Here is a 20,055-nt window from a genome sequence, read left to right on the forward strand (position 1 = left end):
TTGCAGATTCAACTTTGTTAGTCGGCAAAAATAGATGGCTTTTTTGTAAATTCATATTACAATTATATAACATATTGATATGATTTTATACTTGAAAATCAGAAAATTTTAAATAAATTGCAATACTTTCAATTTTAAAAATACCAGCAATTACAGCCTATGGAGAGCAAAAGAAGTTACACTGCAATAAAAGTCCTCTTCAGTTATATTGCCTTATTGGGATTAGTTGTTACTGTTGGATGGTTTTTGTATTCAGAAAATGTAGTGTACAATAAACTTGAGGGCAAGATTGCTTTCGAAAAAACAAAAATTCTAAGGGTCAGCAAACTTTTTTCGAATGTTTACAAAACCGAAAGTCTCGCCAGAAAAACAATTCAAACCAATTCAGAAAGTGATTTTAAAAGTTATCTTATCGAAACAGATTCGTTGCGATGCAGGATTGATACTTTAAAAGAAATTGTTACTACAGAATATCAAAAGGTTTTATTGGATAGTGTGAACTATTTACTATCTGAAAAAACAGAAAACATCCGACAATTAAAAACGATAAAAAATAAAGCAGAAGATGAAGTTTCGGTAAATACGGCGATTGACGAGATTACCAAAATGGAGTTTAAACTGCGTAAATTAGAACTTCAGGATTTTACTAAAAATCCCAATGACCTTGGCAATTATCAGCGAAATGTATTGCAGAAATATGTTGATTACCTTAATCAAAATATTCCCGATGACAGCACCAATACATTGAGCAAACAAGCTTCGGATTCTATTTTGGCCAATTCAAAAAAACTGCTTAGCAATGTAAAACTAAAAGCAGAAAAGAAAAAAGAGTCTTTGAATTTTGAAGAAAACAAGCTCTTGAAAAATGAGATTGCAATTTCGGAACAACTTCGAAAAGTGCTTCGAATTATCGAAAGAGAAATCATCATTAATTCTATTAAAAACAATTCACTTAAAGAAAAATCACTTAAAAAAGTCAATGAAATCGTTACGGCTTCGGCAATAATTGGTTTAATTCTGACGCTGTTTTTCTCGATTTTAATTGTGAGCGATTATTCAAAATCGCAATTGTATAAAAAACAGCTTGAGATTGCGAATTTTAAAACCAAAAATCTGCTGAAAAGCCGTGAACAATTGATTTCGACAGTAAGCCACGATTTAAAAACGCCATTGAGTACAATTGTTGGCTACACAGAACTTTTAGGAAATTCTGATGTAAACTCGAAGCAATCTTATTTTGTAAAAAACATTAAAAACTCCTCTGAATATATTTCGCAACTGGTTCAGGATTTATTGGATTTCTCTCAAATTGAAGCCGGAAAAATCACAATCGAAAAGGTACCGTTTTATTTGCCTGAAATTATCGAAGATGTTGCCAAAAACATTCAAACAGTTTACAAGCAAAAAGATATTGAATTGATTATTAATGTTGATGAAAAACTGAATACAAAAGTAGTAGGCGATCCATTTCGTTTAAAACAAATTTTGACCAACATTATTGGAAATGCTTATAAATTTACAGAAGAAGGTTTTATAAAAATCAGCGCTTTCGCGGATGTTGAAGAGCCGTTTTTTATTATAACCATTGAAGATTCAGGAATAGGAATTGAAAAAGGAAACCAGAAAATAGTTTTTGAAGAATTTGCCCAAGCGAATGAAGGCATTGAAAAAAAATACGGCGGAACCGGTCTGGGTCTGGCTATTTGCCAAAAAATAATATCGATTTTGGGCGGAACTTTAAATCTTGAAAGCACTTTTGGAAAAGGAAGTACTTTTGAAATTAAACTTCCATTATTGTTTGACACCAGTGAGAATGCAATTCCTGAAATTAAAAAGCCTGCTTTTGCTAACAATAAAAAATTCACTTTTATTGTTATCGACGACGATATTAATTTACTGAATTTAACGAGCGGTGTTTTAAAACAGGAAAAACACAAAGTTCTATCGTTTGACAGAGCAACAAAAGCATTAGAGACTGTTTCAAACACGAATTTTGATTTTATTATTACTGATATTCAAATGCCGGAAATGGATGGCTTTACGTTTATCAAAAAATTGAGAAACTATAATTTTTCAACCTATAAAAACCAGCCGATAATTGCACTTACAGGACGAACTGATTTGGATTTATCCGTTTACACCGAGGCAGGATTTACAACTGTAATTAAAAAACCCTATTCGCCAAAAGTATTACTACAGACGATTCAGCATATTTTAGAAAACAAAGATATTCCAACAACTGAAGTTAATGAAGCTGAGCTAAATTCGACTCAATTCTATTCATTAGAAACTTTAAAAGAATTTTTAGGAAATGACGATGACGCACTAAAAGATGTCATTGTATCATTTGTTGAAAGTACAGATGAAAATATGGTCTTTTTAGAAAAAGCAATAGCGCAACAAAATATAACAGAAATCAATACAATTGCTCACAGAATTGCGCCAATGTTCAGGCAAATTCAGGCAAATGAAATTGGAAATATTCTTAAAAACCTGGAAAGAAATGATTTAGAAAGTGAAGGCTTAGAAAGTATTTTCGAAAGCTTAAAAACTAAGACCGAAACTCTTTTCACATCTTTAAAACAAGAAATTGTTTAATCGATATTGTATTGTTTCAATTTATTGTAAAGTGTTTTGCGTGTAATTTTAAGCAATTTTGCTGCTTCAGATTTGTTGTTTTGCGCTTTTGATAAAGCATAAATAATGGCTTCTTTTTCATTTTCAGACAATGAAAAATTACCCGTATTTGAACTTTGCTTCTGGATTTGAAAAAACTCTGCAGGCAAAACATCACTTTCTATAAAATCACCGCGAGATAATAATGTAGCGCGTTTTACACAGTTTTGTAATTCGCGTAAATTTCCGGGCCAACTGTATTTTTGAAAAATATCAACCACTTCCGGCGAAAATCCGATAATTTCCTTGTTCAGTTGTTGATTGGCTTTCTCCAAAAAATAATCGGCAAAAACCATTAAATCTTCTCCCCTGTCTGTTAATGATGGCGACTGAATTGAAAATTCGTTTATTCTATGGTATAAATCTTCACGAAAATCACCGTTTTTAACGGCTTCGCGTAGATCTTCATTTGTTGCAGTAATGATTCGAATATCAACATTAATTTCTTTATTGCTTCCAACAGGTTTGATCTTACGTTCCTGAAGCGCTCTTAAAAGCTGTATTTGATTTTCGTAAGACAGATTCCCTATTTCATCTAAAAAAAGAGTTCCTCCGTTAGCGGCCTCAAAATACCCCATTTTATCGCTAATAGCTCCGGTAAAAGATCCTTTTAAATGCCCAAAGAATTCACTTGCAGCTAATTCCTTTGGAATTGCGCCACAATCGACTGCTATAAAATTATTATTTTTTCTATTACTTTGCTGATGGATGCTTTTGGCAATGATTTCTTTTCCTGTGCCGCTTTCGCCGATAATTAAAACGGACATATCCGTTGGGCTCACCAATTGAATGTGATCGAGCAATTTTTTTGAAGCAACAGAAATTCCTTTTACAAATTCATTTTCAGAAGAAGTTGTTTGTTTTCTAAGTGCTTTTTTTTCTTTAGAAGGAGTTTCTTCTGTTGTGGTTTCGCTTTGCAGCGCATTTGTAATTACTAGTAAAACCTCATCAGGGTTAAAAGGTTTTGAGATATAATCGGCAGCACCATTTTTGATTGCTTTTACTGCTGTATTAACATCTGAATATCCTGTCATTAAAATTACAGGAATATTAGGGTAAGAATCTTTAAATTCTTTCATAAGTCCGATACCGTCAGAATCAGGCAAACGAAGATCTGTCAAAATCAAATCGAAAGATTCTTTTTTGATCGCTAATCTTGCTTCTTCTGCTGAGAATGCAATAGTTACATCATATGCTTTTTTTAATAGAAATCGTTCTAATAATTTGCAAAATGAAATGTCATCTTCTATTAATAATATCTTTGGCATCTGTTTTTAGGGACTTTTCTGCTAAAATAACACTATTAAAGTTGTATTTTCATAAAATTTTGCAAAAAAAAAGAGATTGTTCTTCAACAATCTCTTTTTCACCAAAAACATAAATCTAATTCACCTAATTATATTTTTAACCAGTTACCATTGACATCTGAAAAAACAGTAGCCTTTTGGTCTTTAACCGATATTTCTAGTTTGTATTCTTTTTTATCGTTTACAAATGCTTTTACTACTTTCGCTCCCGGATAAGCAGTTTCTAAGGCTGTTTTAACAGCCGTAGGAACCGCATCGGCGCTGATTTCTGTATATTCGGCTTGTATAGCAACTTCACTTTTCACTATTTCAGATTGTAAAGTTGTGGTTGCGTAAATAGATAAACTTGCTAGAACGATCGCTACTGAAAGGACAATCTTTTTCATGATAATTATTTTTTAATGATGTTTCCTTCAGCATCTGCAAATACAGTATACTTTTGATCTCCTTTTGAGATTTCAAGTTTATATTCTTTCTTTTGGTTTACAGACGCTTTTTCAAGCTTTGTTCCCGGAAAAGATTTTTCAACCGTAGATTTTACTGCGGCAGGCACAGCATCAGCACTAACCTCAGTAAATTCATCCTGAATAGTTACTGATTGATTCATTGAATTTGTTATTAAGGGAATAGTAGCTGCATTTACAGTTAAACTTCCTAAAACGATTGCTGTGGATAATAGTAACTTTTTCATAGTGATTGTTTTTTGAGGGTTGATGTTAATTTATATTATTTTTTAAGGATTGTTCCTTTTTCGTCTGTATAAACAATAGACTTAACATCTCTAACGCTAATTTCGATTTTATATTCTTTTTTTGCGTTTACATATGCTTTTTCAAGCTTTACGCCTGGATATGCATTATCTAAAGATGTTTTAATTGCTGCCGGAACAGCGTCTATTTCTTTGTATTCGTCCTGAGGATTTATTGTTTTAATATTTGAATTTAAAACGACAGTATTTCCTGCTTGCATCGACAACGTTCCCAGAACAATTGCCGCTGATAATATTAACTTTTTCATAATAATAGTTTTTTAGTGTAATTTATAACCTAAGTCGTTGGTTAGTCGACTTATTAATTACTTATTTTTTAATCCAAGATCCGTCTGCATTAGCATAAAGAGAACCTACTTTGTCTCCAACAGTAACATCTAATTTATACTCAGATTTTGTGTTTTTATATGCTTTTGAAAGTACTGCATCCGGGTAAGCTTTTTTCAAAGCCTCTGTTATAGGAGCTGGTACTTCTTCAAGTTTGATTTCAGCATAATCATCCTGAATTGAAATTGTTTTTACGATTGTATTTGAAATTGGAGAAGTTGAAGCAAATGATGTTAAACCTCCCAAAACGATTGCGGCTGATAAAAATAAATTTTTCATAATAATATATATTTTAAGTAATAACGTTAATTTTTAGTAATCTGTTGTAAATCAGATATTTATTTTATTTTTTAATCCAAGTTCCGTCTGCGTTAGCATAAAGAGAACCTACTTTGTCTCCTACGGTAACTTCTAATTTATATTCAGATTTTGTATTTTTGTATGCTTTTGTAAGTACTGCATCCGGGTATGCTTTTTTAAGTGCATCTGTAACTGCAACTGGTACTTCTACTACTTTAATCTCAGTATAATCATCCTGAATAGTTACTGTTTTTACGATTGTATTTGAAATTGGAGAAGTTGAAGCAAATGATGTTAAACCTCCCAAAACGATTGCGGCTGATAAAAATAGATTTTTCATAATAGTCATATTTTAATATTTGTAATTTTATTTTAGTATTCTTAATTTGAATAAACATAAAAGTCTATTAAATTATTTTTTAATCCAGGTTCCATCTGCATTAGCATAAAGAGAACCAACTTTGTCACCTACTGTAACATCCAATTTATATTCTGATTTTGCATTTTTGTATGCTTTTGAAAGTACTGCATCCGGATAAGCTTTTTTCAAAGCATCTGTAACTGCAGCAGGAACTTCTTCTACCTTAATTTCTGTGTATTCGTCCTGAATAGAAATTGTTTTAACGATTGTATTTGAAATTGGTGAAGTTGAAGCGAATGATGTTAAACTTCCCAAAACGATTGCGGCTGATAAAAATAAATTTTTCATAATGTGTATATATTTAATTTTGTTAATAGTTGTTTACGCTTTAGATAATGAAATAATTATGCCGTAACAAGATGATAATCGCTTAATCTCTGTAAAAGCCTGTTTTTAAAGGGATTTAGACTAATGTGCCAAAAATAAATAAATTGAAAAAGTGTGTAATTGACTGATATTGTGTGTAAAAAGTATACACAAAATGTGTTTACCACATAAAAAGTAAACCCGACACAGGTTTTAAAACCTGTCGGGTTTGTTATGAAAAATACCAAAATTGAAAATCTTTACATAATGCTATAAACATAGTTAACGGTTTTAACCGTTGGGACGCAATAATTATCACCTCTTATCACCACTTTATTCCCAACGCATCTCCCGTGGTTGAAACCACGTGCTATGTTTAAAATGCGATATAATTTAGAGGTGCAAAGAATGTGAATATATTATAGGTATTCACACGAGACCCGACAGGTTTTAAAACCTGTCGGGTTTATGATATGGAGTAAAAACAAAAAAGGCCGTCAAAATTGACAGCCTTTTTATTATTATTCTATTGGATTCATTTTAAAAGTATCCATAAATGCAGTCGTATAATCTCCTGCAATATATCTCGGATCATCCATTAATTGTCTATGGAAAGGTATTGTTGTTTTAACACCTTCGATAACAAACTCATCCAAAGCTCTACGCATTTTGCTGATAGCCTCTTCACGAGATTGTGCCGTAGTAATTAATTTAGCGATCATCGAATCGTAGTTTGGCGGAATAGTGTAACCAGAATAAACGTGAGTATCTAAACGAACTCCGTGACCTCCCGGCATATGAAGTGTAGTAATTTTTCCTGGTGAAGGACGAAAATCATTATAAGGATCTTCAGCATTAATACGACATTCGATAGCATGCAATTCCGGTAAGTAGTTTCTACCTGAAATCGGGATTCCGGCAGCCACCATAATTTGCTCACGAATCAAATCATAATCAATAACTTGTTCTGTGATTGGGTGTTCTACCTGGATACGTGTATTCATTTCCATGAAGTAGAAGTTTCTGTGTTTATCAACCAAAAATTCTACAGTTCCTGCACCTTCGTATTTAATAAATTCAGCAGCTTTTACAGCAGCCTCACCCATTGCAGTACGTAATTCATCAGTCATGAATGGTGAAGGCGTTTCTTCTGTTAGTTTTTGGTGACGACGTTGTACCGAGCAGTCTCTTTCAGAAAGGTGACATGCTTTTCCGTATGAATCTCCAACAACCTGAATTTCGATATGACGTGGTTCTTCAATAAGTTTCTCCATGTACATACCATCATTTCCAAATGCAGCAGCAGCTTCCTGACGTGCACTTTCCCAAGCTTTCAAAAGCTCTTCTTCTTTCCAGACAGCACGCATTCCTTTTCCACCACCACCAGCAGTTGCTTTAAGCATCACCGGGTAACCAAATTCTTTAGCTAATTTTTGTGTTTGTTCGAAAGATTCTAATAATCCTTCAGAACCTGGTACACATGGAACTCCTGCAGCTTTCATTGTTGCTTTTGCAGAAGCTTTATCTCCCATTCTGTCAATCATTTCAGGAGCAGCCCCAATAAATTTGATTCCGTGTTCCTGACAAATTTTTGAGAATTTAGCATTCTCAGAAAGAAATCCATATCCTGGATGTATTGCATCTGCGTTTGTAATTTCGGCAGCGGCAATGATATTTGACATTTTCAAATACGATAAGTTACTTGGAGGAGGACCAATACAAACCGCTTCGTCAGCAAACTTAACATGTAGACTTTCTGCATCGGCTGTAGAGTAAACCGCTACAGTCTTGATTCCCATCTCTTTACATGTACGAATTACACGAAGTGCAATTTCTCCTCTATTCGCAATTAATATTTTTTTAAACATCTTTATTTAATTAGATAATTAGACAATTTGATCATTAGATAATTTTAGATGATTAACAAATTGCTCCTCATTCTAAAATCTAAAATCTAAAATCTAAATTTATTTATGATGGATCAACTAAGAATAAAGGTTGGTCAAATTCTACAGGAGACATATCGTCTACAAGAATTTTTACAATTTTACCTGAAACTTCTGATTCGATTTCGTTGAATAATTTCATTGCTTCAATTACACAAAGAACATCACCTTTTGCAATAGTGCTTCCTACTTCAGTGAAAACAGGTTTGTCCGGAGATGGTTTTCTATAAAAAGTACCAATGATTGGTGATTTTATAGTAATATATTTCGAATCTTCTGCTGGTGCAGATGCCTCACTAGTTACGTTTACAACAGCTGGAGCTACTTGTTGAGGAGCAACTGCTTGTGGCAATTGCGCTTGAGCAGGCAATTGTTGTACATAAGTAGTTTCAGTAACGTTTCCTTCTAAAGTTGTTCTAATAGTGATTTTTACATCATCCATTTCCAACTTTACTTCTGCAACTCCCGAATTTGCTACAAATTTGATTAGGTTTTGAATTTCTTTTAAATCCATAATGATTCGTTTTTAGTTTTAATTTATTTTTTATCGTAAGCCCATTTCAAATAGATAGATCCCCAAGTGAATCCTCCACCAAAAGCGGCAAAAATAATATTATCTCCTTTTTTCAATAAGTGTTCAAAGTCGTATAGTACTAATGGCAAAGTAGCTGAAGTTGTATTACCATATCTTTCGATATTCATTAACACTTTAGAATCATCAAGATTCATTCTGCCTGCAGTTGCATCAATAATACGTTTATTTGCCTGATGGGGCACTAACCAATTTACATCTTCATTAGTCAAATTGTTTCTTTTTACGATCAATTCGCTTGCATCAGCCATATTGGTAACAGCAAATTTAAAAACGGTTTTCCCGTCCTGAATAATATTGTGCTGTCTGTTTTGTACGGTTTCTTCTGTAGTAGGTATTAAAGAACCACCGGCAGGGATTTTAAGATAGTCGCGTCCTTGCCCATCGCTTCGTAGGTATTCATCTTGCAAGCCTAAGCCTTCATAATTTGGTTCGAATAAAACAGCTCCTGCTCCATCTCCAAAAATAATACAAGTTGATCTGTCTGTATAATCTACAATTGATGACATTTTATCGGCACCAATTAATAGTACTTTTTTGTATCGACCTGACTGCACATAAGCTGCAGCAGTTGACATTCCGTATAAGAAACTTGAGCATGCGGCTTGCAAATCATATGCAAATGCATTTGTAGCTCCAATTTGTGTCGCAACATAAACTCCTGTAGAGGCTACCGGCATATCTGCTGTAGCTGTTGCCATGATTACCATATCTATCTCTAGCGGATCGATATTAGCTTTCGCGATTAAATCTTGTGCTGCTTTTATAGCAAGAAACGATGTTCCTTTGTCAGCATCTTTAAGAATTCTTCTTTCTTTAATTCCGGTACGAGTGGTAATCCATTCGTCATTGGTATCTACCATTGTTTCTAACACTTTGTTCGAAAGAACAAAGTCTGGAACATAGCCTCCAACAGCGGTAATTGCGGCTGTGATTGTATTCATTATATTCTATTATTTCCTTCCAAATATTATTATTTGAAAAATTTTTAAAAGACTTGAAAAGTACAAAAAAAAACGAAGCGAATTTGTATCTATTTTCTTAAAAACCGAAAATTATAACCAACAAAAAAAACTCTCACTATGTGAGAGTTCTAGTATAATTTACAAAAACGTATTAAGCAACCGCTTCAGATTTATCGATAACAACTTGCCCTCTGTAATACATTTTACCTTCATGCCAGTAAGCTCTGTGGTATAAATGTGCTTCTCCAGTAATAGGACATGTAGCGATTTGAGCTACAGTAGCTTTATAATGTGTTCTTCTCTTATCTCTTCTTGTTTTCGAGATTTTTCTCTTAGGATGTGCCATTTTACTATATTATTTATCCGTTAATAGTTTTTTTAGTTTGTCCCAACGCGGGTCAATATCTTCTTCTTGTTTACTCTCTTCTTTTTGTTCTTTTACTTTTAATTCATTCAGTTTGGTTAAAGCTTCACTTTTTAAAGTTCCGTCTTTAACTCCCGGATGAACTCGTTTTAGCGGTACCGAAAGCGCAATCATTTCATAAATGTATTGTTCAACATCTATTTCATGCTCACCATGCGGCAGAATTAACAGCTCTTCGTTATCATTATTGAATTCATCTCCAAAACGAACAATCAATTTCATTTTTCCTTTTATAGGAAGATCAAAATCTTCGCCTGTTAGATCACAAGGCACATTTACAGTTCCTTTATGCTTGAATTCCAACTCTAACATGTTGTTTTTCTTATCTAAAACTAAACTCACTTTGATATCAGAACTTTGAAATTCGTCGTAATCAAAGTTCTCAAAGAACGCATTACTTATTTGATACTCAAAATGGTGTTTTCCCAGCTTTAATCCAATAAATGGAATTAAAAATTCTTTTGTTTTGCTCATTTCAACATCAATTTGTCCTCTTCATATCTAAACTAGATATCCGAATTGGGGTGCAAAGATATAAAATTATTGTAAAACTAATAATCTTATTCACCTTTTTTTGTTTATAACTGTTTTTCTTTTATTTTAAGAGGTTTTTGGCTAATCTCCTCATACTGATTACGCGAGCGAAAAATATCAATCGCGAGATAAACTGCTTCTTTAAACGAATTGTAATCTGCCATATCTTTTCCTGCAATATCATAGGCTGTACCATGATCTGGCGAGGTTCTTACTTTATTTAATCCCGCAGTATAATTAACTCCTTTTCCAAATGATAATGTCTTAAATGGAATCAAACCCTGATCGTGATAGGTTGCCACAATAGCATCATATTTTTCATACTGACCGCTTCCAAAAAAACCATCTGCAGGAAACGGACCAAAAACCATTGTTCCCGAATCAAATATTTTCTTTAAGGTTGGCTTTAAAACCAAATCATCTTCTTTCCCAATCACTCCTCCATCACCAGCATGCGGATTTAATCCTAAAACAGCAATTTTTGGCTTTACAATACTAAAATCCTGAATCAGTGATTTTCTTACTGTTTCGATTTTTCTTGTAATTAGTTCTTCTGTTAAATGCGAAGAAACTTCACTTAAAGGAACATGATCTGTTAACAACCCGACTCTAAGATTATCCTGAACCATCATCATCAAGGCATTCCCTTCTAATTCCTGATCTAAATAATCGGTATGCCCGGGAAATTTAAATTCTTCCGACTGAATATTGTATTTGTTGATGGGAGCTGTGACTAAAACGTCAATTAAATCTTCTTTTAACGCTTTTGTAGCAGCAACAAATGACTTTATGGCGTAGGTTCCTATTTTCTCATCATTTGCTCCTAAATTAATATCAACTCCTTCTTTCCATAAATTATACACATTTACTTTTCCCGGTAAGACCTGATCCAATTTATCTACACCGTGAAACTGAACCGTTGAAGTAAAATTTTTTTTAACGAAAGAAAGAATTTTGGCATTTGCAAAAATAACCGGCGTACACAGTTCTAACATTCGAGAATCTTCGAATGTTTTCAATATAACTTCGCTTCCAATACCGTTTAAATCTCCTATTGAAATTCCAACAATTATATTTTCTGCTTTTTTATTCATGAGCTCAGATTATTTATTACTAATTTTGATGTGCAAATTTAGTAAAATAAAATAACAATGTTTACAGGAATTATAGAAACCCTAGGAAGGATTCACGAAATACAAAAAGACCAAAACAATCTTCACATAACAGTCGACTCCTCCATTACACATGAATTGAAAATTGACCAAAGCGTTTCGCACAACGGAATTTGCCTGACGGTCGTTGCCATAAAAGACTCTTTTTATACCGTAACCGCTATAGATGAAACGATTCTAAAAACAAATATTGGAGAATGGCAGGTAAACGATATTGTAAATCTTGAAAGAGGAATGAAACTGGGCGATCGCCTTGACGGACATATCGTTCAGGGCCACGTTGACCAAACAGGAACATGCATTAAAATTGAAGAAGCAAACGGAAGTTGGAATTATACTTTTGAATACGATAAAAACCTCAACAATATTACAATAGAAAAAGGTTCGATCACTGTAAACGGAGTTAGTTTAACAGTTGTAAATTCTAAGACCAATGAATTTAGTGTTTCTATTATCCCTTATACTTTTGAAAATACAAATTTCAAAAACTTTAAAGTTGGAACTAAAATAAATCTGGAATTCGACGTGGTAGGAAAGTACATTTCGAGGCTTTACGCGATAAACAAATAAAATTCACAATGTGTCATAAAAAAAAAGCTTCAATTTATATTGAAGCTTTTTTATTTAAATTATATCTGTATATCGTATGTATTCCAAAAGAAAAACCACATATTAACAAAACTATTAAATATTCATCAATAGGTCCATCTGCAGGTGGCGGCGGAATTGCCGAGGCTCTATTACCAGGTGAAGGCGGAGTTCCATCTGCCAGAACACTTGATACATTTATCAAGGTTATTAAAAATGCCAATAAAACAGTCTTTGTTATTTTCATAAATCTCAACATATTGAAAAACAATAGTATATATTATTAAATTCAGCTTTATTTATTATAATTCGCACAAAAACAATCTTTTACGCTTTATTACAGCGGCAAATGTAGAAGATTTTGTCTAAAATCCAAGATTTTTAAACAAAAAAACTTTGTGATTTTTTGTGTGTTTTTTTCAAATCTTAACAGATCATGCATTACAGCATATCCTATTGCTATTTTATACATTTACGAATATTTTTTGCTTTTGGTTTTATGATAACTTATTTATAAATATAATAAGACAATAATTTATTCATTTAGACTTCAAAATTTATAAAACAGCTTTTTTTTAAAGATCCAATTCAGAGTTACGAGTTCTCTTCAACTCATTTATATAACAATTCCCTAATTTTTTGATCGGATTAGCCTGAATTTATTTCACAAAAAAAACCTCTACATTGCTGTAAAGGCTTTCTATTTCTGTGGTCCCACCTGGGCTCGAACCAGGGACCACCTGATTATGAGTCAGGTGCTCTAACCAGCTGAGCTATAGGACCGGTTTGAGGATGCAATATTACTACTATTTTTCGTTCACTCCAAATATTTTAAGGCTTGATTTGCATTTAATTTAAAATCACATCCACTCATCTTAAAAACACAATTGATTTTCAATATCTTATTTAAAAACCAAATTGTGTTTTTTTTATTTAATTTCCTGACAAAGCTCTACCAAAACGCCATTTGTATTCTTCGGATGCAAAAAAACAACCCATTTATTATCGGCACCTTTTTTAGGAACCTCATTAATCAGTACAAAACCCTCGCTTTTTAGACGTTCTATTTCTGCAGCGATATCATCAACATCAAAAGCAATATGATGAATTCCTTCTCCTTTTTTTTCCAAAAACTTCGCAATTGGACTTTCTGGATTTGTTGCCATCAAAAGTTCAATTTTATTCGTTCCTGTTTGAAAAAAAGAAGTTAAAACGCCTTCACTTTGTACTTCTTCTGATTTGTAAGAAGAAACACCTAATAATTTTTCGAACAAGCTATTTGACTCCTCAATATTTTTGACTGCAATTCCTATATGTTCAATTTTATTTACCATTTGCTTTTATTATTGATTAATATAAGTATTAAAATAACCGCATTCCGAAATCACATCCTGATAGTATTTTGTATCAGAATAATCTTTTTTCAGGGTTTTAAATCCGTTCCAGGCGATAAAATTAACTTTATCATCTTCTATACTCCACCAATTGGTTACATTGTTGTACTTAGTATTATAATATTCATTGCGCTCGCATTTTGCCAGCATGTAAATACATTTTGCTTTTTGTTCTTTTGTCGTTGCCGCTTCAAATGCTTTTTGATAATACATTTTCGGCAAATCACAATTTGTAATCATTTTTTTCATGGAATCTCTAAATGAATACGGACTTGAACCGTATCCTACAATACTTATTTCATAGAAAGTCCTTCCGTTTCCAAAATGTGTGATATTATAAAAAGCATTTCCTAACAATAAACTATTTGTGTAAACATCTTCTTTTTGAGCCAGTTTATCCTGCATTTCTTTTATTGTGGTTAGAAAATCCAATTGAGAATATTTCTTTTTTTGATACGCCGCATGATCACAATCGTGGCAATCTTTTATATTTCCGTTAAACGGATTCCCTAAAAATTGATAATACTGAACAGAATCTGTTTGCTGAATAAAACCAATTGCTTCCGGGATTTTATTTTTAAAAGTTGCCTGAACTGCCTGAAAATTGCTAATATCTTTTACTTTCAAACTATAAATTCCTGCCGCTATTTTTTCGATTTCGGTTTTATCTGTTTTAGCCAAAAAAGCTTTCATATCCAGCAAATTCTTTTCATTGTCGTAAAAAGAATTTCCGCGACCCCAATAATTATCCGGAGTATCGCCAAATAATTCTGCCATAACCGGATTCGATTTTGCTCTGTAAAGCGATGCTAAATAATTTTTACTCCACTGTGCAGCATTTTGATAACGAAACTCCTGCCCTTTATATGTTTTTGGAAGTTCCTGATACAACCAGTTTAAATCTGCTAAAATTGTTTTTTCATTTTTATCTGTAAGTTTATCAATCTTGCTCATATTATTTACAAAGCGAAGCAGCCTTAATTGAAGTTTTGCCAACTCCGTTTTAGGCATTGTTTTTTCGGCTTTATCAAAGTTAGTTTCTGCCGTTGCATAATCGCCTTTTAATGTTTGTAAATATCCTAATGAAATATCCCATAAATAAGGTTTATTGGTATTTCCTGCCGCAGCTATTTTAGACACTAAATCGAATGCCGTTTTATCAATTTTGCTTTTGTTTAGCTCTTTGTTTTCAGCAACAGTTTGCTTTTTTGCCGGAACATTTTCTTTCGCACCTTCCTGAAACGAATTATTAATACTTTCCTCCTGCCCGTTTACCAATCGGGTTAACAAATAATTCAAATGCTCACTTTTTGGGTCAAGTTCGTGAATTTTTGCAATAGCTTGTTTTCCATCTTTATAAAAACCATGAATCGCCCAAAGTGCTGCTTTTTCACTATTATTTTTAGCCAAAAACAACGATTTATTCCAATCAGCATCATTTTGTGGATGAAAACTGTAAGCCGTAACAATTCTCAATTCCGGGCATTTATCAAATACTTGTGCATACAAACAATTCGATTCTGCGTATTTTTTCTGTTTGTGTTTTATTCCCGCAACGTAGGAAAGCGCGCGATAATACAATACATTTTTAGGAACCGATTTTTCTGTTTTATTAAAAAAATCAAGCGCTTTTTGTTTATTGGTGCTGTAGAAAAAAGCTTTCATGGTAAGAAACCAATATCTGTTTTCTAAAAACGGATCTTTAGTGGTATTGTAAACATTTTCGATAGACTGAATCATCTTAAAATCATTGAAGGTTTTTGCCACAACCGGTTCATAACTCCAATAATCGGTATTGATAGAAACAGTTTCTATTTTTTGTGCCAAATATAAAAACTCGATAAAGTTTTTAATTTTCTCATCTTTCAAATTGATTTTCTTTCCCCATTTTAAAGAAGTCGGATTGTCTTTTTTTGTTTTCAAATAAACATGAAGCTGTGTAATATCAGTTTTATTCTGAGGTGTTTTTTTCTCAGATGAATACATTGGTGTTTCTTCACCAATCAAAAAATAACTTACAGTCGAAGCATCTGCTTTTCCTTTTAAATAATTTTCCCAGTCTGATTTTATATCTTCATTAAACCTGGAATTATGCTGCGTATCAAAACCAATTCCGTAAAAAATATCTCCCGATAAAAAAAGTGGCGTATATGATTTATCTGTAAAGGTTTCAGGCGTAAAATTGGAGTTGTAACTAAAAAAATCCCAGTCGTCTCCACCTGCGCAGGCATAAATTATTCCGTAAACAAAAAGGAAAGAAGCACTAGAAATAAGAAACAACTTGTTTAAAAATATTCTTTTCATAGGTATTTATATTGAATTCATCTAAATCGTAAAAAATAATTTCGTTTGGTGTCTGAGCTAAATTTTCATCCAATTCTTGTGCCATTTCTTTTAAATCTTCTGCAGAAATGGCTTCTATTTTGAGTTTATCGTTTTCTTCGTAAAAAACACCATTTTTATAATTGGATTTTTTCACTTTAAAGAAAATCACATCAATTTGCTCGAAGTTTTTGTCTTTTTTAAGTTCGCTCACATTTAATTTGGAACGCAAACCGATCACTTTTCCATCACGAATATGAACTCCCCACGAATATATTGGTAAAGCAAAATCAAGATGCAACGGATACTTTTTTAAACTTTTAAGATACCTCTCGGCAATTTTAGAACTGTAAATAGAATTTTCTGCATCGGGCGCTATTGAACCCATATTATAGTACATTAAAACTCCGGAATCTACATTTGGGATTTTGGTCTTTTTGAAATATTTAACCTGATGCAATCGTATTGTTGCGGAGAGTTTTTTATGCGAAAGTTTTTTAAACCGTTCAATAAACTTCAAATAATTACCTTTACTTTCAAGCGTCCAGTCGCAATCAATTTGAATTTCCTTAGATGCAATTTTGTTTTTGGCATTTATTTCTTCGATTAATCGAAAAGTCTTTTGCGCCAAATCCTCAATATCAAGATTGGTTTGCAGCATGACTTTATTTTTGATAAAAACCACAGGAACAATTTCGAAAGCATTTAAATCTTCCTGAAAATGTATCGGACTTATCGGAATTGGCTCTTTAGATTCGGGATGTAAACCAATATCAAAATAGCGAATATAAAGCTTCGTAACGTTACTTTTTCTCAAAACCTCTTTCTCGGTTTCAGACAATTTGAAGATCGTTTTCCAATAATAAAAAGATACAATTGGCTCTTTTGTTTTGCTACAGGAAACAAGCAGTAAAAACACAAAACCAATTAAAATATTATTTTTCAAACCAATTAAATTAAATGCAGATTCAAAAGTAAGAAATTATAATCCGGTTTCTGGATTGAACTTCAAAAAAACAAGAAAAACTGAAAGGCGGAATTCCTAATAAATAGATAAAAAATTTCGATTAAAGCAAATATAATCGTTATTTTGTGCAATCAAATTTAAAACAGTTATGTTGAAAAACAACTTCAAATATATTTCATTTCTATTCGTATTGTTAATGATGAGCTGCGCCAAAAGAGGCAGCATTACCGGCGGATTAAAAGACACTTTGGCGCCTGTGTTAAGCTCAAGTTCACCTAAAAACTTCAATACTAATTTTAAAGGAGATCAAATCGTCTTAAATTTTGATGAATATGTTAAGCTTAAAAACCTTAACAAACAGCTTGTTATTTCACCACCAATGAAACACGAGCCTCTTATTACACCAACAAATGTCAGCAAAGTTTTAACGATAAAAATCAAAGACACTTTAGAGCCTAATACGACATACAGTTTCAATTTCGGGCAAAGTATTACAGACAATAATGAAGGTAATGCGATGAACCAATTTAAATACATTTTTTCGACCGGACCTTATATCGATTCGCTTTCTATTGGCGGTATTGTTAAAGATGCTTACGAAAAAAATGTCGATAATTTTGTTTCGGTAATGTTATATGAAGTAAATGACAAATACAAAGATTCTGTAGTTTATAAAGATCTTCCCAGATATATTACGAATACTTTAGACAGTTTGAGAACCTTTAAACTTGAAAATTTAAAAGCAGGAAAATATCTTTTGGTAGCGATGAAAGATAAAGGCAGCAACAATAAATTTAATCCTAAAGATGATAAAATTGGGTTTATAAAACATTTTATTACCGTACCAAATGACACACTTTTTGAATTAGAATTATTTAAAGAAACATTACCCCTAAAAGCTTTAAAACCAATACAAGCTTCTGGAAACAGATTGTTTTTACCGTATGAAGGCAAACAGAATTTCAAGCTTTCCCAACCAAAAATTGTTCTTAAAAACAATGATGAAATACTGGAAACTATTGTAACACAATTTCCTAAAAAAGATTCTCTGCAAGTTTGGTATAAACCTTTAAAAGCGGATTCATTACAGCTGGAAATAACAAAAGAGAATTACAATAAAAAATTTACTTTTAAAATTAAAGATCAAAAGAAAGACACCTTAAATATAACAGCGGTACAAAACGGAGCCATTAATTTTAGAGACAGATTTACTTTAGAAACCGCAACGCCGTTAGTTAAATTTGATAAGTCAAAAATTAAATTAATTAATAAAGATTCGGTTGCTGTAGATTTTACGACAGAATACAATGAACTGGAGCAAAAATTATATGTTGATTTTAAGAAAGAACCTTTAGAAAAATACAAGTTTACTTTTCTCCCGGGTGCTCTGACTGATTTTTATGACAAAGTAAACGATACTTTATCGTATAAATTAACGACAAAGGAATATGCTGATAATGGGAATTTGGTTTTGAATTTGAAAAACGTAAAACGATTCCCGATCATTGTTGAAATAACCAATAAAAAAGGAGATGTTGTATTGGCAAGCGACTATTCTGAAGGCAATACAAAAATTCAATTTGATTTATTGCAGCCCGAATCATTTACGCTTCGAATAACGTATGACGATAATAAAAACAAAATATACGATTCAGGTAATTTCTTAAATAAAACCTATGCCGAGGAAGTATTTTATTATCAAAAAGAAATCGATGTTCGAGCCAATTGGGACGTCGATGAAACTATTGATTTAAGTGTTCCTTATAATCCTGAAGTCGATAAAAAAGAAACTGACAAGAAGAAAAAAGAAGATCAGAAAAAGAAAAAAGCGTTCTAGATTTTCAGATTAAAACAAATTTGACACGAATTTCACTAATACAAAATTCAATTTCAGAATGTAGTTTGTGTAATTAATTCAAGTTGACATTCAATGCTATAACCAATAAATCTTTTCAAAACACAAAGTTTTTTTCTCGTTTTATGTCATTTCGACGAAGGAGAAATCTCCGCAAGTAACTCCGCAATGAGAATTCAATCTTTGTCGAGCTTCTTGCGGAGATTTCTCCTTCGTCGAAATGACAAACAGTAGGTTTTTTTTCAAGCGTGGGTGATTTGGCTTGTTAAACTGGCAACTTGAAATAATTAGTGTTTCTTTATTTTTAGTTACCTAAATTTTTATTTCGAAGAAATCCTTATCGCTTAAAAAATCTAGTTTTTTTCTAGTTTCCAACATACTATTTTTATCCAATTCGACCACAAAAACGTCTTCTGTTTCTTGTGGTTCGAGAAGATAATTTCCCAAAAAATCAACTGTTTGCGAATGTCCAATATATTCATAATTATTGGCATCTACTCCTACTCTGTTTACGCCAATAACATAACTCAGGTTTTCAACAGCGCGCGCCTGAAGCAAAATATCCCAGGCATTGGTTCGGATTTTTGGCCAACTCGCTACATATATAAGTAAATCGTAGTTTTCGATATTTCTGGCAAAGGCAGGAAATCTTAAATCGTAACAAACCTGCAGGCAAATTTTCCAGCCTAAATAATCAACAATTACTTTTTCGGTTCCGGCAGTATAGGTTTTGTCTTCGCCGGCGAGTGTAAACAAATGTCTTTTATTGTAATATTGAATTTCTCCGGAAGGAAAAACAAACAACATTCTATTATAAAATTTTTCATTTTCGGTTATTACCAAACTTCCTGTAATCGCACAATTTTTCTGTTTTGCCATTTCTTTCATCCACAAAATAGTTTCACCCTGCATGGTTTCGGCTACAGCCAAAGCATTCATGGTAAATCCAGTAGAAAACATTTCGGGTAAAACGATCAAATTAACTTCTGAATCAATTTGATTTATTTTCAATTCGAAAGCATTTCTATTTTTAGAAATATCTTCCCAATAAAGATCTGATTGTATAAGTGCGATTTTCATATTTCAAAAATACGAATTTTAATATGAAAATTATTTTTTGCAGAAAAAGCATAATCTGCAAAATTTTCTCAAAACACCTTTGAAAATCACACTTCTTTTCGAAATTAAAA

Annotated in this window: 21 protein-coding genes and 1 tRNA gene; 4 read left to right on the forward strand and 18 right to left on the reverse strand. The window is 32.4% G+C overall.

The features are described from left to right. Nucleotides 1-159: 159 nt before the first annotated feature. Nucleotides 160-2,598, forward strand: coding sequence for a hybrid sensor histidine kinase/response regulator (locus tag SD960_RS14260; RefSeq protein WP_318804161.1), 2,439 nt, complete (start codon nucleotides 160-162; stop codon nucleotides 2,596-2,598). Here the strand turns inward: SD960_RS14260 and SD960_RS14265 are convergent. The 13 genes from SD960_RS14265 to pdxA form a co-directional block, all read right to left on the reverse strand. Continuing rightward, nucleotides 2,595-3,944 (reverse strand): sigma-54 dependent transcriptional regulator, encoded by a 1,350-nt coding sequence (locus tag SD960_RS14265; RefSeq protein ID WP_318804163.1) that lies wholly within the window; start codon nucleotides 3,942-3,944, stop codon nucleotides 2,595-2,597. The genes SD960_RS14260 and SD960_RS14265 overlap by 4 nt on opposite strands. A 128-nt stretch (nucleotides 3,945-4,072) precedes the next feature. Next, nucleotides 4,073-4,369 carry a hypothetical protein gene (locus tag SD960_RS14270; RefSeq protein WP_318804165.1) on the reverse strand — a complete coding sequence of 99 codons (297 nt, stop codon included), beginning with the start codon at nucleotides 4,367-4,369 and terminating at the stop codon, nucleotides 4,073-4,075. A gap of 5 nt (nucleotides 4,370-4,374) precedes the next feature. Then, nucleotides 4,375-4,674 (reverse strand): PepSY-like domain-containing protein, encoded by a 300-nt coding sequence (locus tag SD960_RS14275; protein WP_318804167.1) that lies wholly within the window; start codon nucleotides 4,672-4,674, stop codon nucleotides 4,375-4,377. Nucleotides 4,675-4,709: 35 nt separating this feature from the next. Continuing rightward, nucleotides 4,710-5,000 (reverse strand): hypothetical protein, encoded by a 291-nt coding sequence (locus SD960_RS14280; protein ID WP_318804168.1) that lies wholly within the window; start codon nucleotides 4,998-5,000, stop codon nucleotides 4,710-4,712. Nucleotides 5,001-5,061: 61 nt separating this feature from the next. Then, nucleotides 5,062-5,358, reverse strand: coding sequence for a hypothetical protein (locus SD960_RS14285; protein ID WP_318804170.1), 297 nt, complete (start codon nucleotides 5,356-5,358; stop codon nucleotides 5,062-5,064). Between the two features lie 64 nt (nucleotides 5,359-5,422). Continuing rightward, nucleotides 5,423-5,719 (reverse strand): hypothetical protein, encoded by a 297-nt coding sequence (locus tag SD960_RS14290; RefSeq protein WP_073397614.1) that lies wholly within the window; start codon nucleotides 5,717-5,719, stop codon nucleotides 5,423-5,425. Nucleotides 5,720-5,791: 72 nt separating this feature from the next. Further along, complete coding sequence (locus tag SD960_RS14295) at nucleotides 5,792-6,088, reverse strand: hypothetical protein (RefSeq protein WP_302093822.1); 297 nt, start codon at nucleotides 6,086-6,088, stop codon at nucleotides 5,792-5,794. A gap of 539 nt (nucleotides 6,089-6,627) precedes the next feature. After that, on the reverse strand, nucleotides 6,628-7,974 hold the full coding sequence (accC, locus tag SD960_RS14300) for an acetyl-CoA carboxylase biotin carboxylase subunit (RefSeq protein ID WP_318804174.1): 1,347 nt from the start codon (nucleotides 7,972-7,974) through the stop codon (nucleotides 6,628-6,630). A 103-nt stretch (nucleotides 7,975-8,077) separates the two neighbouring features. Continuing rightward, a complete protein-coding gene (gene accB / locus SD960_RS14305) occupies nucleotides 8,078-8,566 on the reverse strand; it encodes an acetyl-CoA carboxylase biotin carboxyl carrier protein (protein WP_318804176.1) in 489 nt (162 codons plus the stop codon). 23 nt (nucleotides 8,567-8,589) lie between these two features. Beyond that, nucleotides 8,590-9,588: a beta-ketoacyl-ACP synthase III gene (locus SD960_RS14310; protein ID WP_318804177.1), complete on the reverse strand. Its 999-nt coding sequence runs from the start codon at nucleotides 9,586-9,588 to the stop codon at nucleotides 8,590-8,592. Nucleotides 9,589-9,760: 172 nt separating this feature from the next. After that, entirely contained in the window at nucleotides 9,761-9,955 is a 195-nt protein-coding gene (gene rpmF, locus SD960_RS14315) for a 50S ribosomal protein L32 (protein ID WP_031455170.1), read from the reverse strand. A gap of 9 nt (nucleotides 9,956-9,964) precedes the next feature. Continuing rightward, a complete protein-coding gene (locus tag SD960_RS14320; RefSeq protein WP_318804185.1) occupies nucleotides 9,965-10,507 on the reverse strand; it encodes a DUF177 domain-containing protein in 543 nt (180 codons plus the stop codon). 104 nt (nucleotides 10,508-10,611) lie between these two features. Next, nucleotides 10,612-11,661: a 4-hydroxythreonine-4-phosphate dehydrogenase PdxA gene (gene pdxA, locus SD960_RS14325; protein ID WP_318804187.1), complete on the reverse strand. Its 1,050-nt coding sequence runs from the start codon at nucleotides 11,659-11,661 to the stop codon at nucleotides 10,612-10,614. A gap of 57 nt (nucleotides 11,662-11,718) precedes the next feature. Here pdxA and SD960_RS14330 point away from each other — a divergent pair, with 57 nt between their 5' ends. Together SD960_RS14330 and SD960_RS14335 are read left to right on the forward strand one after the other, a co-directional pair. After that, nucleotides 11,719-12,309 carry a riboflavin synthase gene (locus SD960_RS14330; RefSeq protein WP_318804189.1) on the forward strand — a complete coding sequence of 197 codons (591 nt, stop codon included), beginning with the start codon at nucleotides 11,719-11,721 and terminating at the stop codon, nucleotides 12,307-12,309. An 8-nt stretch (nucleotides 12,310-12,317) separates the two neighbouring features. After that, nucleotides 12,318-12,614 (forward strand): hypothetical protein, encoded by a 297-nt coding sequence (locus SD960_RS14335; RefSeq protein ID WP_318804191.1) that lies wholly within the window; start codon nucleotides 12,318-12,320, stop codon nucleotides 12,612-12,614. Nucleotides 12,615-13,036: 422 nt separating this feature from the next. Here the strand turns inward: SD960_RS14335 and SD960_RS14340 are convergent. From SD960_RS14340 to SD960_RS14355, 4 genes are all read right to left on the reverse strand, one after another. Next, nucleotides 13,037-13,110 (reverse strand) — tRNA-Ile (locus SD960_RS14340). Nucleotides 13,111-13,256: 146 nt separating this feature from the next. Continuing rightward, a complete protein-coding gene (mce, locus tag SD960_RS14345; RefSeq protein WP_318804193.1) occupies nucleotides 13,257-13,661 on the reverse strand; it encodes a methylmalonyl-CoA epimerase in 405 nt (134 codons plus the stop codon). Between the two features lie 9 nt (nucleotides 13,662-13,670). Next, nucleotides 13,671-16,025 (reverse strand): hypothetical protein, encoded by a 2,355-nt coding sequence (locus tag SD960_RS14350; protein ID WP_318804195.1) that lies wholly within the window; start codon nucleotides 16,023-16,025, stop codon nucleotides 13,671-13,673. Continuing rightward, nucleotides 15,985-16,989 (reverse strand): hypothetical protein, encoded by a 1,005-nt coding sequence (locus SD960_RS14355; RefSeq protein WP_318804197.1) that lies wholly within the window; start codon nucleotides 16,987-16,989, stop codon nucleotides 15,985-15,987. The genes SD960_RS14350 and SD960_RS14355 overlap by 41 nt, the downstream gene beginning before the upstream one ends. A gap of 169 nt (nucleotides 16,990-17,158) precedes the next feature. Here SD960_RS14355 and SD960_RS14360 point away from each other — a divergent pair, with 169 nt between their 5' ends. Continuing rightward, on the forward strand, nucleotides 17,159-18,847 hold the full coding sequence (locus SD960_RS14360; protein WP_318804200.1) for an Ig-like domain-containing protein: 1,689 nt from the start codon (nucleotides 17,159-17,161) through the stop codon (nucleotides 18,845-18,847). A gap of 330 nt (nucleotides 18,848-19,177) precedes the next feature. Here the strand turns inward: SD960_RS14360 and SD960_RS14365 are convergent, their stop codons facing one another. Beyond that, nucleotides 19,178-19,945, reverse strand: a complete 768-nt coding sequence (locus SD960_RS14365) for a nitrilase family protein (protein ID WP_318804202.1) — start codon at nucleotides 19,943-19,945, stop codon at nucleotides 19,178-19,180. Nucleotides 19,946-20,055: the final 110 nt, after the last annotated feature.

Source organism: Flavobacterium sp. MMLR14_040, from assembly GCF_033657265.1.
GTDB lineage: Bacteria > Bacteroidota > Bacteroidia > Flavobacteriales > Flavobacteriaceae > Flavobacterium.